General features: G+C 45.0%; 16 protein-coding genes and 1 tRNA gene. 11 read left to right on the top strand and 6 right to left on the bottom strand.

All coding sequences use genetic code 11. The features are described from left to right. Positions 1-102: 102 nt before the first annotated feature. Genes minE through minC form a run of 3 tightly spaced genes read right to left on the bottom strand, consistent with a single transcriptional unit; the run spans position 103 to position 1,869 of the window. A complete protein-coding gene (gene minE, locus AB4263_RS06620; RefSeq protein ID WP_010436847.1) occupies positions 103-366 on the bottom strand; it encodes a cell division topological specificity factor MinE in 264 nt (87 codons plus the stop codon). A 6-nt stretch (positions 367-372) separates the two neighbouring features. Further along, entirely contained in the window at positions 373-1,185 is an 813-nt protein-coding gene (gene minD, locus AB4263_RS06615) for a septum site-determining protein MinD (RefSeq protein WP_009848498.1), read from the bottom strand. Between the two features lie 21 nt (positions 1,186-1,206). Beyond that, positions 1,207-1,869 (bottom strand): septum site-determining protein MinC, encoded by a 663-nt coding sequence (gene minC, locus AB4263_RS06610; RefSeq protein ID WP_017063419.1) that lies wholly within the window; start codon positions 1,867-1,869, stop codon positions 1,207-1,209. 219 nt (positions 1,870-2,088) lie between these two features. Between minC and AB4263_RS06605 the strand changes: the two genes are divergently transcribed. The 5 genes from AB4263_RS06605 to AB4263_RS06585 all read left to right on the top strand — a co-directional run bounded on the left by AB4263_RS06605 (position 2,089) and on the right by AB4263_RS06585 (position 7,878). Further along, the gene (locus tag AB4263_RS06605; protein ID WP_017062372.1) at positions 2,089-2,379 is read left to right on the top strand and encodes a YcgL domain-containing protein; all 291 of its coding nucleotides are present in this window, start codon (positions 2,089-2,091) and stop codon (positions 2,377-2,379) included. A gap of 30 nt (positions 2,380-2,409) precedes the next feature. After that, complete coding sequence (locus AB4263_RS06600; RefSeq protein WP_017062371.1) at positions 2,410-3,408, top strand: lytic transglycosylase domain-containing protein; 999 nt, start codon at positions 2,410-2,412, stop codon at positions 3,406-3,408. Between the two features lie 135 nt (positions 3,409-3,543). Beyond that, the gene (locus AB4263_RS06595) at positions 3,544-4,464 is read left to right on the top strand and encodes a LysR substrate-binding domain-containing protein (protein WP_017067671.1); all 921 of its coding nucleotides are present in this window, start codon (positions 3,544-3,546) and stop codon (positions 4,462-4,464) included. 205 nt (positions 4,465-4,669) lie between these two features. After that, the gene (locus AB4263_RS06590; protein WP_372097936.1) at positions 4,670-5,869 is read left to right on the top strand and encodes a NupC/NupG family nucleoside CNT transporter; all 1,200 of its coding nucleotides are present in this window, start codon (positions 4,670-4,672) and stop codon (positions 5,867-5,869) included. Positions 5,870-6,063: 194 nt separating this feature from the next. After that, entirely contained in the window at positions 6,064-7,878 is a 1,815-nt protein-coding gene (locus AB4263_RS06585; protein WP_372097934.1) for a cation:proton antiporter, read from the top strand. A gap of 126 nt (positions 7,879-8,004) precedes the next feature. On the opposite strand, the gene folD is transcribed toward AB4263_RS06585, so the two are convergent. Continuing rightward, positions 8,005-8,862, bottom strand: coding sequence for a bifunctional methylenetetrahydrofolate dehydrogenase/methenyltetrahydrofolate cyclohydrolase FolD (folD, locus tag AB4263_RS06580; RefSeq protein ID WP_017062367.1), 858 nt, complete (start codon positions 8,860-8,862; stop codon positions 8,005-8,007). A 211-nt stretch (positions 8,863-9,073) separates the two neighbouring features. Between folD and AB4263_RS06575 the strand changes: the two genes are divergently transcribed. Both AB4263_RS06575 and aroC read left to right on the top strand, forming a co-directional pair. Beyond that, a tRNA-Arg gene (locus AB4263_RS06575) sits at positions 9,074-9,150 on the top strand. 269 nt (positions 9,151-9,419) lie between these two features. Further along, positions 9,420-10,505, top strand: coding sequence for a chorismate synthase (gene aroC / locus AB4263_RS06570; protein WP_372097932.1), 1,086 nt, complete (start codon positions 9,420-9,422; stop codon positions 10,503-10,505). Positions 10,506-10,655: 150 nt separating this feature from the next. Here aroC and AB4263_RS06565 read toward each other — a convergent pair whose 3' ends face one another. After that, the gene (locus tag AB4263_RS06565) at positions 10,656-11,279 is read right to left on the bottom strand and encodes a trimeric intracellular cation channel family protein (protein WP_017062358.1); all 624 of its coding nucleotides are present in this window, start codon (positions 11,277-11,279) and stop codon (positions 10,656-10,658) included. A gap of 299 nt (positions 11,280-11,578) precedes the next feature. Here AB4263_RS06565 and AB4263_RS06560 point away from each other — a divergent pair, with 299 nt between their 5' ends. The 3 genes from AB4263_RS06560 to AB4263_RS06550 all read left to right on the top strand — a co-directional run bounded on the left by AB4263_RS06560 (position 11,579) and on the right by AB4263_RS06550 (position 13,080). Continuing rightward, positions 11,579-12,109 (top strand): elongation factor P hydroxylase, encoded by a 531-nt coding sequence (locus AB4263_RS06560; RefSeq protein ID WP_017070305.1) that lies wholly within the window; start codon positions 11,579-11,581, stop codon positions 12,107-12,109. Positions 12,110-12,118: 9 nt separating this feature from the next. Then, positions 12,119-12,382, top strand: a complete 264-nt coding sequence (locus AB4263_RS06555) for a YfcL family protein (protein ID WP_017063425.1) — start codon at positions 12,119-12,121, stop codon at positions 12,380-12,382. Between the two features lie 176 nt (positions 12,383-12,558). Beyond that, complete coding sequence (locus AB4263_RS06550) at positions 12,559-13,080, top strand: NADPH-dependent FMN reductase (protein ID WP_372097930.1); 522 nt, start codon at positions 12,559-12,561, stop codon at positions 13,078-13,080. 145 nt (positions 13,081-13,225) lie between these two features. Here AB4263_RS06550 and mnmC read toward each other — a convergent pair whose 3' ends face one another. After that, positions 13,226-15,376, bottom strand: coding sequence for a bifunctional tRNA (5-methylaminomethyl-2-thiouridine)(34)-methyltransferase MnmD/FAD-dependent 5-carboxymethylaminomethyl-2-thiouridine(34) oxidoreductase MnmC (gene mnmC, locus AB4263_RS06545; protein WP_372097928.1), 2,151 nt, complete (start codon positions 15,374-15,376; stop codon positions 13,226-13,228). Between the two features lie 56 nt (positions 15,377-15,432). Between mnmC and fabB the strand changes: the two genes are divergently transcribed. Then, a complete protein-coding gene (fabB, locus tag AB4263_RS06540; RefSeq protein WP_017070308.1) occupies positions 15,433-16,659 on the top strand; it encodes a beta-ketoacyl-ACP synthase I in 1,227 nt (408 codons plus the stop codon). Positions 16,660-17,101 lie beyond the last annotated feature (442 nt).

Genomic DNA, 17,101 nt, shown 5'->3' with positions numbered 1-17,101 from the left:
GTTACAGTTATAAACTGCACATACAAAAAAGAGAGCCTAGGCTCTCTTTTTTATTCAATCAATACAAGCAAGTGTATTACCTGCCAATCTTGTTCAGAAAGATTATCGATCTTCTTCTGGAAGCTTAACATTCAACTCTAACACTGAGATGTCGTCATCTTTGTGTTCAAAAGTCAGATCAACCATTGATGGATCGACCTCAACGTACTTGGCAATACACTTCAAGATGTCTTCTTTTAGTTGCGGCAGGTAAGACGGCGCTGGGTCGTCATGGCTGCGTCGTTCGGCAACAATGATCTGCAAACGTTCTTTGGCTAGGTTTGCGGTTGTCTTTTTCTGTGGTCTAAAAAACTCTAATAATGACATTGTGCATTAGCCCCCGAACAGTCGTTTGAAGATGCCTTTCTTCTGTTCCGTTAAGAAGCGGAAGTCAACTTGGCTACCCAGTAGTCGCTCTACAGTATCATTGTAAGCCATACCTGCGTCGGTTGCTTCGTCAAAGATAACTGGAACACCCTTGTTCGATGCGTTCAGTACCGCTTGGCTCTCTGGAATTACACCCAGTAGAGAGATGTGCAGGATTTCTTCAACGTCTTCAACACTGAGCATCTCACCTTGAGTTACACGTGCTGGGTTGTAGCGAGTCAATAGAAGGTGTGTTTTCACTGGCTCTAAGCCGTCTTCAGAACGACGAGATTTAGAGTCAAGAATACCTAGAATACGGTCTGAATCGCGTACTGAAGAGACTTCTGGGTTGGTGGTTACAATCGCTTCATCAGCGAAGTACAACGCCATAAGAGCGCCTTGTTCGATACCCGCAGGAGAATCACAGATGATGAAATCAAAGCCCATTTCATCCAATTCATCAAATACACGACGAACACCATCTTTTGTTAGTGCGTCTTTATCACGAGTTTGAGAAGCAGGAAGAATGAACAGGTTCTCTGTGCGCTTGTCTTTGATCATCGCTTGGTTCAGCGTCGCTTCACCATTGATAACATTAACGAAGTCGTACACAACACGACGCTCACAACCCATGATTAAATCTAGGTTACGCAGACCGATATCAAAGTCGATAACTGCGGTTTTCTTTCCTTTTAAAGCCAGACCCGAGGCAATAGCTGCACTGGAGGTCGTTTTGCCTACCCCGCCTTTACCTGACGTTACAACGATAATGCGTGCCATTCTGTTTTCCTTTTATTTCTCTTATATTGCGAGGACATCAACGTGTAATACATCGTTTGCCATACTGAACATGGTTTTCTTCTGCCAGTACTCGCTTTCAATTTGATCGCTGAGCCAGTAATTTCCAGCAATGGAAACCAGCTCGGCTTGTAAGTCATTACAAATTATTTTTGCTTCAGTTTGACCACTTGCACCTGCAATCGCACGGCCGCGTAAAGTGCCATGAATATGGATGCTGCCATCGGCAATCACTTCCGCGCCTGCACTCACATGGCTGAGTATCAATAGATCGCCATCTTTCGCATAAACCTGCTGACCAGAACGAATAGGGGTTCTAATCACCTTGATTGGTGCCATTTTCGCTGGAGCTTGAGACGGCGACTTGCTTGCCGTCATCACCGCAAAACCGGCTTCTTTAGCGAGGTTTTGCATTCGCTTATCAGAACAGCCAGCCACACCAACCGGGATCATGCCCGCTTGAGATATACCATTTTTAAGTTGCACAAAATCGATATCGCCCGCGACTTTACTGATGTTGATAACAACAGGTGCGGCAGCGAAAAACGTAGGTGCTTGGTCTACTTTCTCTTGAAGAAAAGAGACTGCATTTTCGACTTGATCATCGGATAAGTGCAAAACAGATAGCGTAAAGCTGCTACCTTTTAGATCTGGGTTACTAGACATCGAAAAACTACAGGACCTCAATAGCGGATTGGTACAATTTCTTTATCAATAAAATAAAGGGCATTGCCTGAAACTAGGTTTATCATGTTATATTCCCAAACCAAGCACAGCAAGTAATCTTGTTGTCAAATGGACGTTTTGTTCCCAATATTTCCCTAACATAAACTATTGATCTCGCAAGTGAGAGTTTTGTAGTCATAATCAATTAAAAGGTTTGTCATGCTGTGTTCTATATATAAAAGCTCAAAGAAAGAAGGAACATACCTTTATATCCCTAAGAAGGATGATTTTTCACAAGTTCCTGACGCATTGATGCAAATGTTTGGTAAACCTAGTTTTGTAATGGTAATTAAAATGGATGGCCGTAAACTGGCTCAAGTAAACATCGAAAAAGTGAAAGAATCACTGAATACCGATGGTTTCTTTTTACAGGTTCCGCCACCACCAGTTAACGAACTTGAGCTTCATAAAGAGCGTAAAGCTCAACAGAAATCTCAAGACGAAGAGTGATAGCCACCTCAATTCAAGGAGGAGTGATCGTTGAGTAAATTTTCGAAAACCATATTGGCTGTGTCGGCATTACTATTGGGTAATAGCCTGACCATAAGTTCAGTACAAGCTGAAGAACTGAGCTTCGAGCAATATGTAGAAAAACTAAAACAACAAGGCCGTGAAGAAGGCATCTCTGAAGCGATCATTGATGAAGCCTTTGATGGTGTAACGTTTAAGCCAAGAGCGGTAAAAGCCGACAAAAACCAACCTGAGAAAAAACTGACTCTGGATGAATACATTCCACGAGCGGTTCCAGATTGGAAAGTGAAGCAAGCAAGATCACTCTACAAGGAGCATTACACCGCGTTAAAGCGTATTGGTGATGAATATGGTGTTCAACCAAGATTCATTGTCGCGCTATGGGGCGTTGAGAGTAATTTTGGTAAGTTCACGGGCAATTACAGCGTTATCGACGCCCTAACGACCATGGCTTATGAAGGACGTCGAGAAGCTTTCTTCCGTAGCGAAGCGATGGCGGCATTGAAGATTCTTGATCAAGGCCATATTGCACCAAAAGAAATGAAAGGCTCTTGGGCTGGTGCGATGGGTCAACCTCAGTTTATGCCAAGCTCATTCTTAGCTTACGCCGCTGATGGCAGTGGTGATGGCAAGAAAGACATTTGGGGCACTGAAGAAGACGTATTTGCTTCGGCGGCCAATTATCTCAGCCAATCAGGGTGGGATGACAAATATACTTGGGGTCGTCAGGTTCATGTTCCGTCAACTGTGTCGATCGATTTACAAGGTCGAGACGAAGACAAAGCGAAATACTTAAAAGAGTGGTCTGAACTCGGTATTAAACGCTATGACGATCGCCCACTGCCAACACTTGATGAAGACATTAAAGCTTGGTTAATCATGCCGGATGATGAAACCGGACGTTCGTACCTCATTTATAACAACTACAATGTGTTAATGAAGTGGAATCGTTCTTACTACTTTGCTTTGGCAGTAAGCCATCTAGCCGACAGAATTAAGTTTGATTAACAGACCTAAGTCGCTTTGAATAGCATTTGGCCTACCATAGGCAGAACGAACTAAAGGACTCTTCGGAGTCCTTTTTGATTTTATATTTCAGAGATTTAATAAGGTGATCTTGTGCTAACAGATAGAGCTGCACAGATGGTGATATTCCATGCGCTGATCAAGCACGAAGGCTTTACCAGTGCTGCAAAAAGCTTGAACGTTTCGGTGTCTCACATTAGTAAGCAAGTTGCTTTGCTTGAAGACTCTATTGGTATCAAGTTGGTACAACGCACCACACGTAGCTTAACGCTGACCGAAGCAGGGGAAGTGTTCTATCAGCACTGTGAGCAACTGTTTAACACGGTAAAAGCCGCTCAAATGGATATGGACAGCCAGCGTGATGACATCTCTGGAATATTGCGTGTTGGGTTGTCACAGTCATTTGGCACTTTACATATCATTCCTGCGATTGATCAGCTCAGACAACTTTATCCTCAGCTGAGAATCGAGGTTCACTTGTTTGACTACAAGGTGGATATGATTGAAGAGCGACTGGACCTATGGATCACCAACAACGAAGATCTGCCAGAAGGTTATATTGCTCAGCGATTGGCTGACAGCCAGTTTGTGGTGGCTGCATCACCGGACTATTTGATTAAGGCCGGGACGCCACATGTGCCTTCTGATCTGATTGACCATAACTGTCTTATCTATCGCAGCCGTGAACGAGATTACACCTCGTGGGCATTTGATAATGGCCAAGAGAACCTTAGCGTTAAAGTAGCGGGTGATTACTCGGTGGATCTAGCTGAGGCCGTGCGAGACGCAGCCGTATCAGGGTGGGGTGTTGCTTATTTGGCGACTTACTTAGTGAAAGAAGAGTTTAGAACGGGCAAGCTCATTCAAGTATTGCCAGAGTGGAGAGCCAGTCAGCTGATGCCATTTTATGCCGTTTACCCAAGCCGAAAGAACATGCCTAAGAAGCTTTCAGCTGTGATTGAGTTCATTAAAGATCATATCGGGTCGCCGACGTATTGGGACAAAAACCTCAAAACTTGCGTTGAACTGCATCGCTAACTGTTTCCTAATCTATAAATATAATTTCCATATGGAAAAAGTACGCTTTTTAATCAAAGTTAATTATTAAAATTCAATAACTTAATTATACTCATAGTTAAATCGTGATTACCCCAACATCACATTAACAACCTCAGCTTGCCGCAAACGATTTCCTCTATAGAATGCGTCGCCTTTCCTACCTACAACTTTTAGGTTGACGCACATGGCTTCCCTACTTGGAATTATCACTATTTTAGTTGCCGCTTGGTTACTATCTACGGACAGAAAAAATATTCCACTAAGAACAGTCTCTTTGGCTTTCTTATTACAAATCTCATTCGCGCTATTGGTTCTGTATGTACCAATGGGTAAAGAAGCGTTGAATGCAGCCACGGGTGCGGTATCTAGCTTGATCAACTACGGTCAAGAGGGGATTAACTTCCTATTTGGTGGCCTAACTAATAACGGATTTGTTTTCGCGATTAATGTTCTTGGCATCATTATCTTTTTCTCTGCACTGATTTCAGGCTTGTACCACATCGGCTTTATGCCAAAGGTGATCAACCTTATTGGTGGTGCGCTACAGAAGTTCTTGGGCACAGGTCGTGCGGAATCATTGTCTGCGACTGCCAATATCTTTGTCGGCATGATTGAAGCGCCATTGGTGGTTAAGCCTTACTTAAAACACATGACAGATTCACAACTGTTTGCTGTGATGGTGTGTGGTTTGGCGTCTGTAGCTGGTGGTACGCTAGTGGGTTATGCATCGCTTGGCGTTGACCTAAACTTCCTGATCGCTGCGGCATTCATGTCTGCACCAGCCGGCCTATTGATGGCTAAAATCTTAGTACCTGGCAGCCCAAATGACGCTCAAGAAAATGTTGAGTCTGATGTAGAAATTCCACGAGCAACAAACGTAGTTGAGGCGATGGCAGATGGGGCTATGTCTGGACTTCGTATTGCCGTTGCGGTGGGTGCAACACTTCTTGCCTTTATCAGTGTGATTGCAATGCTGAATGGCTTGCTAGGTATCGTTGGCGGCTGGTTTGGCGTAAACCTAAGCTTCGAACTTATCCTAGGTTATGTGTTTGCACCCGTTGCATGGCTGATCGGTGTACCGTGGTCTGAGGCTGTGGTTGCGGGCTCATTGATCGGTAACAAGATTGTCGTGAACGAGTTCGTGGCTTTCATCCAACTAATGGATGCTAAAGAGGCACTAAGTGAGCACTCGCAAGCGATCGTAACTTTCGCTCTATGTGGCTTTGCTAACATCTCTACCATGGCGATTCTTATCGGTGGCTTAGGTAGCTTGGTACCAGAGCGTCGCTCTTTCATCTCACAATACGGCTTTAAAGCGATTTGTGCAGGTGTGTTTGCTAACCTAATGAGTGCCGCGATTGCTGGCGTGGTACTTTCACTGTAAGTACCTAGTTTAATCATTAAGCACCGAGTGGATGAGTCAGTCACTTTATTTCCCCTATAGTAAAGTGACTGATTAATCACAATAATATTCGGTCAGCACGAAAAAGAGAGCCTATAGTTTAATGACGTAGGCTTTCTTGTTTTAGCAAATAGGTTTGTATCACAGGGTGTGGCACAAATTATTTAGGGGCATAAATGGATTTGTCGATTACTTCTTCTTTGGCGTTAATTGGACTCTTGTCTTTAGCTTGTCAGCAGCTCGGCTGGCGTTTACGTCTTCCCGCCATTCTCCCTCTCCTTATCGTTGGCCTATTGTTAGGTCCCGGCCTGAATATTCTAAATCCCGATGCCATTTTCGGTGATGTGCTGTTTCCTATGATCTCCTTAGGGGTTGCCATCATCTTGTTTGAAGGAGCATTGACCCTAAATTTCAAAGAAATCAGAGGCCATGGCCGGATGGTGACTCACCTCGTGAGTTTCGGCATGTTGATTACATGGGCGTGTATCGTGGTGGGGGCATACTACTTTGTGGACTTCAGTTGGCCGTTAGCCGCACTGTTTGGTGCATTAGTTGTGGTAACTGGCCCTACGGTAATCGTGCCCATGCTTCGCAGTATTCAGCCTAAATCTTCGTTAGGCAGTATCTTGCGCTGGGAAGGGATAGTAATTGATCCGATTGGCGCTCTGTTTGCGGTTCTCGTCTACGAGTACATTGTTTCTTCTGCCGACCCTACCGGACACGTTCTGTCAGCTCTGGGCCTGACGTTAGTCATAGGTTTAGGCTTAGGGATCATCGGTGGCCATTTGATTGCCAAGATGCTGCAAGGGCATTGGGTACCGCACTATTTACGTAATGTGGCTGTGCTGACGCTAATGTTGGCGGCGTTCTCGTTTTCTAATGATCTGAGTGAAGAATCGGGTTTATTAACCGTGACCATCATGGGGATCTGGCTTGCCAACGTGAAGGGCTTGGACATCGAAGACATCATCGAATTCAAAGAAACCCTGACCGTGTTACTTATTTCTGCGTTGTTTATTCTGTTAGCCAGTCGACTCGATTCGGGGGCTTTCCTTTCGATAGGTTGGGGCGGTATTGGGTTGCTAGCGGTGGTTATGTTGGTGGCTCGCCCGTTAAGCGTGTGGATCAGCGGGATCGGTACGGATCTTAATTCGGCGGATAAATGGTTTTTGAGTTGGATGGCACCTCGCGGGATCGTAGCAGCCGCGGTTTCTTCTCTGTTTGCGATAAAACTGCAAGAGAAGCAATTGATTGAAGGCGCAGATCTGCTCGTGCCCATGGTGTTCTTAGTCATTATTGGTACGGTTGTGATTCAGAGCTTAACCGCGAGCTGGTGGGCGAGAAGGCTAGGGGTCACTCAAGAGAAAGCGCAAGGGGTTATCTTCTTTGGCGCCACTCACTTTGCAAGACAATTTGCCAAGGTGCTAGCCACACACAACATCAACAGTGTGCTTGCTGATACTAACTGGGAAAGCATTCGCTTAGCTCGTATGGATAACTTGAATGTTTACTTTGGTAACCCAGCTTCAAGCCACGCGGAAAACAATTTGGAACTCGATGGGATAGGGCGTGCGATGATCGTCTCGCCTTATCGTCAAACCAACCCGTTAGTCAGCATGCATTACCAAGACGAGTTTGGTGCCAATAAGGTGTTTGAGCTTGAATCGTCAGAGACTAAGCATGAAAGACATCAAGTGAGCCGCAATGGCAATCGAAGTCTGTTCTCGGAAGGGATTACCTATTCTAAGCTTAACTCACTGATGGCTCAGGGTAGCCAAATTAAAAGTACAGGTTTGACCGAGGCATTTGATTTAAAAGAGTTTAACGCTTTGTATCCTAAAGCCATTCCTCTTGGGGTGATTAATGGCGGTGATTTCCGTTTAATTACACAAGGATCTGAGTTGGAAAAACTCATATCAACGGAGTGTGAGCTTATTAGTTTATTACCGCCTTCTGAACAGACGGAAAAAGTCGAGACTCCAGATAAGTAGCAACGAGCACTTCATCAAAAGCGAGTCACCCCGTTGTAAAAACGAATAGCTAAGTACCAAAGCATCAAAAAAGCCGCAACGTTCATCACGTTGCGGCTTTCTAATTTTATTTATATGCGCTGCGGACTACTTCGAGTGAAATTGCTCGCAAGCGATCATGGTGTTCTCGATTAGGCTCGCCACCGTCATTGGGCCAACACCACCCGGCACAGGTGTGATGAAGCTTGCGCTTTCTTTCGCTACGTCGTATTCAACGTCGCCCACTAGTTTGCCAGATTCTAAACGGTTGATACCCACATCGACCACAACAGCGCCTTTCTTAATCCAAGCGCCAGGAATGAAGTTAGGCTTACCAACGGCAACTACAACAACGTCTGCTTGACGCACGTGACCTTCAAGGTCTTTGGTGAAGCGGTGACATGTTGTCGTTGTACAACCTGCTAGAAGAAGTTCTAGCGTCATTGGGCGACCTACAATGTTTGATGCGCCAACCACAACCGCGTGTTTACCACGTAAGTCGATGTTGTAACGGTCAAGCAGCGTGATGATGCCTTTTGGCGTACAAGAGCGAAGCTTAGGCATGCGCTGAGCCAAACGGCCGACATTGTATGGGTGGAAGCCGTCAACGTCTTTCTCTGGCGTGATACGCTCAAGAACGTGAGTGCTATCAATGCCAGCTGGTAGAGGCAGTTGAACAAGAATACCGTCGATCTCTGGATCGTCGTTCAGTTGGTCTACCAATGTTAACAATTCGTCTTCTGTCGCAGTGGCTGGCAAGTCGTAAGATTTAGATACGAAGCCAACTTCTTCACACGCTTTACGCTTACTTCCAACGTAAACCTGAGAAGCAGGGTCTTCACCCACTAAAACAACCGCTAGGCCCGGAGCGCGTAATCCAGCTTCAGTACGAGCTTTTACACGTGCAGCAACTTCGGAGCGAACCGTTTGAGAAATTAGCTTTCCATCAATATTTTGAGCAGTCATGAATTTCCTTAGTATTGATATTCAAGTTAGTGGCTGATGTTTTTGGCGCATTATTCCAGAAAATCTTTTTGATTACCATCAAGCAAACGTTTGCTTTGGTCTATTTTCCAACACTTATATGTTTGTTGGCCTTTTTTTACCCACTTAGATCAGAATGTTACATAAAGCCGTTGCTTTACTGATTCGAATTCGTATAATTCGTTCCTGTAGCGCGCCCTTAGCTCAGCTGGATAGAGCACCTCCCTTCTAAGGAGGTGGTCGAAGGTTCGAATCCTTCAGGGCGTGCCATTATTTAAAGAAACCCGATAACTCTCCGAGTTGTCGGGTTTTTTGCATTTTACATATCATAAAACACTTCTTTTCAAGCGCGACTCATTTTCTTCTGTTATTCGTTTCATTCGGCTTATGTAATAGAAAGTTAAAATTGTTCGTTTTTTGGGGTTTACATCATTTGGTAATAAAGCCACTATGAATTCACGAAGAATAGACAAGTAAAGCTATTAGCCAGTCGGTTTAGGAATCAAACCTTCTGATTGATGGCTGATTTAGAGGAAGCAATGGCAGGAAACAGTATCGGACAACACTTTCGAGTGACCACATTCGGAGAGAGTCACGGTATCGCACTAGGATGTATCGTAGACGGGTGCCCACCAGGATTAGAAATTACCGAAGAAGATCTGCAGAAAGATCTGGACCGTCGTCGTCCGGGCACTTCTCGCTATACAACGGCTCGTCGTGAAGCGGATGAAGTGAAAATCTTATCAGGTGTATTTGAAGGCCAAACTACGGGTACTTCTATTGGTCTATTGATTGAAAATACAGACCAACGCTCTAAAGACTATTCCGAAATTAAAGACAAGTTCCGCCCTGGCCACGCTGACTATACGTACCATCAAAAGTACGGTGTGCGTGATTACCGAGGTGGTGGTCGTTCTTCAGCTCGTGAAACTGCAATGCGTGTTGCTGCAGGTGCAATTGCGAAGAAATACCTAAAACAAGAATTTGGTGTTGAAATCCAAGCTTACCTTTCTCAAATGGGTGATATCTCAATTGATAAAGTGGATTGGAACGAGATTGAAAACAACGCTTTCTTCTGCCCTGATGCCGACAAAGTACCGGAATTTGACCAACTGATTCGTGACTTGCTAAAAGAAGGCAACTCGATCGGTGCGAAGATTCAAGTGGTTGCGACTAAAGTGCCTGTAGGCCTTGGTGAGCCAATCTTTGACCGTCTAGATGCAGACATCGCGCACGCTCTAATGAGCATCAATGCGGTGAAAGGTGTTGAGATTGGTGATGGCTTCGATGTTGTTAATCAACGCGGTAGTGAACACCGTGACCCATTAACTCCAGAAGGTTTCAGCAGCAATCATGCTGGCGGTATCTTAGGTGGTATTTCTACTGGCCAAGATATTGTGGCAAGCATCGCGCTTAAACCAACCTCAAGCATTACCGTTCCTGGTGACACGATCACTAAAGACGGCGAAGCAACGCAGCTAATCACGAAAGGTCGTCATGATCCATGTGTTGGTATCCGTGCGGTGCCGATCGCAGAAGCAATGTTAGCGATTGTATTGCTTGATCACTTGCTACGTCACCGTGGTCAAAACTTTGGTGTGACAACTGAAACGCCAAAAATCTAATTCTGCTTCTTTTTATTTAGAATAGAATTGATAGAAACAAAAAAGGGTTGCTTCGTAATGAAGCAACCCTTTTTCACATTAGCAGGATTATTCGTCCGGTTAGCGACTATCGTCATTAAAGACAGCTAGCAGCTTAAGGCTCTTAATCCATTAATGCACTGAACTTTCAGGATCAAGCTGGAACGAAGGCAAACTCCATTTGAATCTTACAGCCGCCATGCGCAGCAAGTAACCAACTACAAGCGTCACAATTGTCGCCGTGACGTCGTTGATGCCAAGCTCAAGCAAACCTAGGTACAAACCTGAAGCGACAAGTGCGACAGAGGCATACAGCTCTTCATGTAACACCAATGGTGTTTGACGACAGATAAGGTCACGTAACAAACCACCAAAGACACCTGTCACTAATGCCGATACCATGCAAATCATCGGGTGCAGACCCATGGTCATCGCTACTTTGGTACCAATGATACTGAATACGATTAGGCCTAAGGCATCCAAGCGAATAAACAAACCTTTTAGCTTGATAACCCATTTCGCCAACCCGGTTGTAATAACACCTGCTATACAGGTGATGGCCAGATACTGAGGGTTTTCAACCCAACCTAAAGGGTAATGGCCAAGTAAGATATCGCGTACTGTACCGCCGCCAATTGCCGTTGCGCTCGCAACCAACATTACACCAAACCAATCCATTTTTTGTTTGCCAGCACTGAGAGCGCCGGTCATGGCTTCTGCCGTGATGCCAATGATATACAAAACACTTAGTAGCATTGCTGTAGCTCTATAATATAGGTCTATAAATTGGAGTCTTATAGGCCATAGGGATATAAAAATGAAGCGCGAGTGTAGTAGTAAAAATGCTGATTGACGAATGAATATTTGTACCGTGAATGGCCTTTTCAGATTAGCTAAACTAATCATTCACCTCAAAGTAGTGTAATCTGGGATCAGCAATCGATTGTCACGGTAAAGTATTGGGGGCAACCCAATGCCATTGCTCGTGATAGGGCTTTACCGAGCGCTGAAAAAAACGCAAAATGTCCCCGTTCTTTTCACTTAAATTTGATTTTATGACGCACCAATACCCAGACATCATCGATATTTTCAATCAAACCTTTTTCGATAGCTACAATACCAAGCTCGAACTGGGTGCAGACGAGCCTATTTACCTGCCAGCCGATGAACAGATTTCTCATCACCGTATCGTATTTGCTCGCGGCTTTTACGCGTCTGCACTCCATGAGATCGCACACTGGTGCGTTGCTGGGCCTGAGCGTCGTTTACTGGAAGATTTTGGCTATTGGTATGAACCTGACGGTCGAACGGAATCGGTTCAAGCTGAGTTTGAAAAAGTAGAAATTCGCCCACAAGCGTATGAATGGATCATTGCGATGAGCGCAGGCTTTCCTTTTAATGTCAGCTGTGACAATCTACACGGCGATTTTGAGCCAGATCGTTTGGCCTTTATGAATAAAGTACATAGCGAAGTTATGGGTATCTTTGAAGTAGGCTTTCCGCCTCGCGTGAAAATGCTCTCTGAAGCATTACGCAGCTTCTACGATGTAGAACCTTTATGTGCTAGCCAATTTATTGTGAAATAAGAGAATATTATGATTATCGAATTTGAAGAAAAACTACTTGAAGTAATTGATGCTCGCATTGAAAACGCATCAGACGATGAACTGTTTGCTGGTGGTTACTTACGTGGTCATATTTCTCTTTCAGTGGCTTCATGTGAAGAAGAAGGCATTGAAGATGTGGCTGAAGTAAAAGCTCGTATTGAACAGAGCCTAGACGACGCTCGCTCTGAACTAACACCAGCAGACCGCACTATCGTTAATGACCTTTGGGTTGAGCTACAAAACCAAGCTTAATCTCGATGTATTAATACTATCCGCTCAGTCCCTTCCTTTCCCATTTTGCTGAGCGAACTGGTTTATTTGAGACTCGTTCGAAATTTTTGAATGAGTCCGTTCATTTCTTGTGATGGTTACATTTTCTTACTACGTTATTCTAATCCCACTTAACGGAATTACAGAAAGGTCACATCATGAAAGTTATCGCATTTGGCGCAAGCACAAGTTCTACCTCAATCAACAAAACACTAGCAACTTACGCAGCAAACTTGATTGAAGGTGCTGAAGTTAAAGTCCTAGACATCAACGATTACAATGTTCCTATTTTCAGTGAAGACACTGAAAAAGAGATTGGCCAAGCGGAAGGCGCTCAAGCATTCTTGCGCGACCTAGCTGAAGCTGATGCGTTTGTTATCTCGTTCGCAGAACACAATGGTCACTACCCAGCTGCGTATAAAAACCTATTTGATTGGGCGACACGCATTGAGCGTTCAGTATTTGGCGAGAAGCCGGCGGTTTACCTAGCGACTTCACCAGGCCCTGGCGGCGCACAAACGGTACTTGGCGCAGCGACAGGTTCTGCACCTTACTTCGGTGGCAACGTGCAAGCGTCAGTTTCAGTACCAAGCTTCTACGATAACTTTGATTTTGAATCTGGTTCTATCAGCAACGAAGAGATCGTTCTACAGATTAAAGACGCGGTTGCTAAGCTGTAAATACAGCTTCGTTTAGAACATCAGTTTAGAGCAACACGAATAACAAAAAGCCCGAGCGACACAATGAACTCGGGCTTTTTAGCTTTTAACTTATTAGTTTCAGATATTCAGAAATTTCAGATGTTCAAAATAGCTGAACTAGAAACTACGGCTTTGATTTAGAATGCTTGTCAGCAACCCATCCAGCCGTTAATGCCTTACCTTTACGCAGTCTGCGTACCCACATTCGACTTGGGTGAATCGCCTCAAGCACATCAACAGGCAAGGGCAGCGGATCGCCACAGATCTGTGATGCTAATACTTCAGCCAATAATGGTGCAGAGCTCAAACCACGTGAACCCAGTCCGATAAAGCAATAAAGGTTAGGGAAGCTTGTTACCGTTTCTACATCCTCAACCGAGTCACGCTGCGGGTTGAAGTTGTGGAGATCTTGGTACTGCTCCTTAATGGCTTCAAAGTCACCAACGTTTCCGACAAACGGAAGGTGGTCACGGCTTACGCTTCGGATACCTTGGCGCGCTAAGTTGTCACTGGTATCGACATCTTTTGTCCATGCTTGGTCTGGTAGTGACCCATGTAGGCGCTCGCCATTGTGCTGCTGAACCTCAATATCAAATTCTTGGTCGATATTGGTTTTGTCGTAGTTCGCACCAATACAGTGATGACCATTGTTGGGGTTCTGTGGCGTCAAATAGCCATCAAAGCACAACACGGTTTTTAGCTGGCTGAGATTTTCCGTGGTCGGAATATGGCTCACTTGGCCTTTAACTGGCGTTAGTGGTACTGGCTGAGTTTGTTCAAACTGAGTAAATTTGTGCCCGTTAGCAATAACTACTTGATCGTGCTTGGTTTGAATCTCGCCTTGAGGTGTCTCAATCGTCAGTAACCATTGTTGTTCAGCTTCGAGCCACTCAAGTTGCGTTACTTTATGTTGATAGTGTGCGCTTACTTGGTTGCTCTCTTCCAACTTACCAATCAAACCCTGAGTCAGTTGAAGAGGGCTTAGCCAACCACCCAGAGGAAAGTAAACACTCTCTTTATCGACCGGTAAGCCAATTTTTTCGTTGGCTTGGTCTGGCGATAAACGCTGAATCAGGTCGGTGTGGAAGTTGCCTTCCAACATGCGGTTGAGTTTCTTGGTGGAGCCTTGATCCCACATCAAGATGTTCACGCCACACCAGCTGTGATCAAATTGAATAGACTGAGCCGCTTGATTAATAAATTGACGAGCAAACAGTAATCCCGGGCCAAACACGCGAGACACGTTCGAGGTCGCTTCGCTTAATAGCGGGTAAATCGCACCTTGGTTGTTACCTGAGGCATTGCCCGCAGCTTGTGGATGTTCACAATAAAGGGTGATGTTTTTACCACGACGGCTTAGCGTTTTGGCTAATGCAGCACTGGCGACACCACCACCAATGATCGCAATGTCTTGGGATTCAGTGTGTTGAGCGAGGCCATACCAAGGTTTGATGTTGGTGTGAGCGTGCTTTTCGCCAAGTCGGCCGGCGATCATTTCTCGCTTAGTACCAAAGCCTTTGACCTTTTTCATTTCAAAGCCAGCTTCAATTAAGCCACGGCGAACAAAGCCAGCAGCGGTGAAGGTGGCGCAGTTACAATCTTGCTTAGCGAGCTTAGCCATGCCGTTGAATAGGTTTTGATTCCACATCTCTGGGTTCTTGCTCGGAGCAAAACCGTCTAAGAACCAAGCATCAACCAAACCTTCACGCGGGGTTGGTACGTTGGGCATGCAATCTTTAATATCGCCAAACCACAAATCAAGCGTGATTGCACCGTCGCCCAGCACAATGCGGTGACATTCAGGTAGAGCAATAGGGTAGTGTTCTTGGAGTTGCGTCGCATACTCGGCTAATTCTGGCCACGATTGGTGTGCTTTGATGAGATCCTCTTTATTTAAAGGATATTTTTCAAAACTGATGAAATGTAACTCTTTGGTCATCGCTTGTGGGTTATCTTTAAGAAAAGCATCGAACCATTGCCAAACTGCAAGAAAGTTCAAACCTGTGCCAAAGCCGGTTTCAGCAATCACAAAGCGGCGTTGTTCATGTTCAAGCCAACGCTCTGGAAGGTGGTTTTGCTTTAAAAAGACGTAGCGAGTTTCTTCTAAACCGTTAACATTGGAGAAGTAAACGTCGTCAAATTGGTCTGAAACTGGCGTGCCAGACTCATTCCATTCCAGTTCTGCATTAGTAATTGAAGTCATAAAATCTATCATTTTGTGATTTGAAGCGATATGTTGGTAGGGATTGTACGAATTTCTAGGAAAGCTGACCACTTTTGTTAGGCTTCTTAGTTATCATCTAGCTGAATTTAGAATTATAGGAATGTCACATGAAACGAGTCGTAATCACCGGTATGGGTATTGTTTCAAGTATCGGTAACAACGTCGAAGAAGTTTTAGCATCACTGAAAGAGGGTAAATCTGGTATTACCGCTTCAGAGCAGTTCAAGGAAAATGGCTTGCGCTCTCAAGTATGGGGTAACCTAAAAATGAACCCTGCTGACCATATCGATCGCAAAAAAATGCGCTTTATGGGTGATGCAGCGGCATTCGCTTATCTTTCAATGGAGCAAGCAATTGCTGATTCTGGCTTAACTGAAGATCAAGTATCTAATGACCGCACGGGTATCGTTGCGGGTTCAGGTGGTGCTTCATCTCTAAACCAAGTAAACGCGGTAGACATCATCCGTGAGAAAGGCGTGAAGCGCGTTGGTCCATACATGGTTCCACGTACAATGGCTTCTACGGTTTCTGCTTGTCTAGCAACTCCTTTCAAAATCCGTGGTGTGAACTACTCTATGAGCTCTGCATGTGCGACATCTGCACACTGTATTGGTCACGCAATGGAGCTTATCCAACTTGGTAAGCAAGACGTTGTATTCGCTGGTGGCGGTGAAGAACTGGATTGGTCTCTGACTATGATGTTCGACGCAATGGGCGCACTTTCTACTAAGTACAACGACACGCCAGAGCTGGCTTCTCGTACCTACGATGCAGACCGTGATGGTTTCGTTATCTCTGGTGGCGGCGGCATGTTAGTTATCGAAGAGCTTGAGCACGCTGTTGCTCGTGGCGCAAAAATCTACGGTGAAATCGTAGGCTACGGCGCAACTTCAGATGGCTACGACATGGTTGCTCCTTCTGGTGAAGGTGCGGTTCGTTGTATGAAGATGGCGATGCAAAACGTTGATGGCGTTGATTACGTGAACACTCACGGTACTTCAACTCCAGTTGGCGACGTTAAAGAGCTAGGCGCTATCCAAGAAGTTTTCTCTCAAGGTAATGGCGGTGGCAACAGCCCAGCAATTTCTGCAACTAAAGCGATGACAGGTCACGCTCTAGGTGCTGCTGGCGTACACGAAGCTATTTACTCAACGCTAATGCTAGATAACGGCTTTATCGCTCCAAGCATTAACGTTTCGAACCTAGACGAAGCTGCTGCTGGCCTAGACATCGTAACTGAAGCTCGTGATCAAGAGCTAACTACAGTTATGTCTAACAGTTTTGGTTTCGGCGGTACGAACGCAACGCTAGTAATCAAAAAGTACCAAGCTTAACTTAAGCTTGAGTTACAGAGACAAGGTTAATCGTTAAAGGGTTGCGCTAGTGCCGATTCAACACGCACAGGTCACCCAGTAATAATGACCATCAGAACAAAGTTTTTAGACGCAGGTTGATAAACGTGTTTTTTGAACATAGTTTTTAAATCTGGGTTTAGAGATTGAAAGGTTTCCAGAGCTTGACCAGTACTGACTTTGGTTAGTACTGGTTGAACAGACGCAAGACTCTGTCTCCTGGAGAGCGAGATAGGATCCTTTTGTTCTGGATGTTTGCCCGATTGTTTATTCAATCGGGCATTTTTCGTTTTAGCCGTTTGATCTTGGGTGTTCACTCTGGTTTCGGTTCTTGTCTGCCAAGGTTAGGTGATTCAGCCCTTTATTTATAATGTATTCCAATTGCTACTCGACACCGTGTGTGGAATTTTGCACAATCATTTCA

The sequence above is a fragment of the Vibrio sp. 10N.261.55.C5 genome, from assembly GCF_041470505.1.
GTDB classification, from domain to species: Bacteria; Pseudomonadota; Gammaproteobacteria; order Enterobacterales; family Vibrionaceae; genus Vibrio; species Vibrio crassostreae_C.
This window is presented reverse-complemented; position numbering and strand designations above follow the sequence as displayed.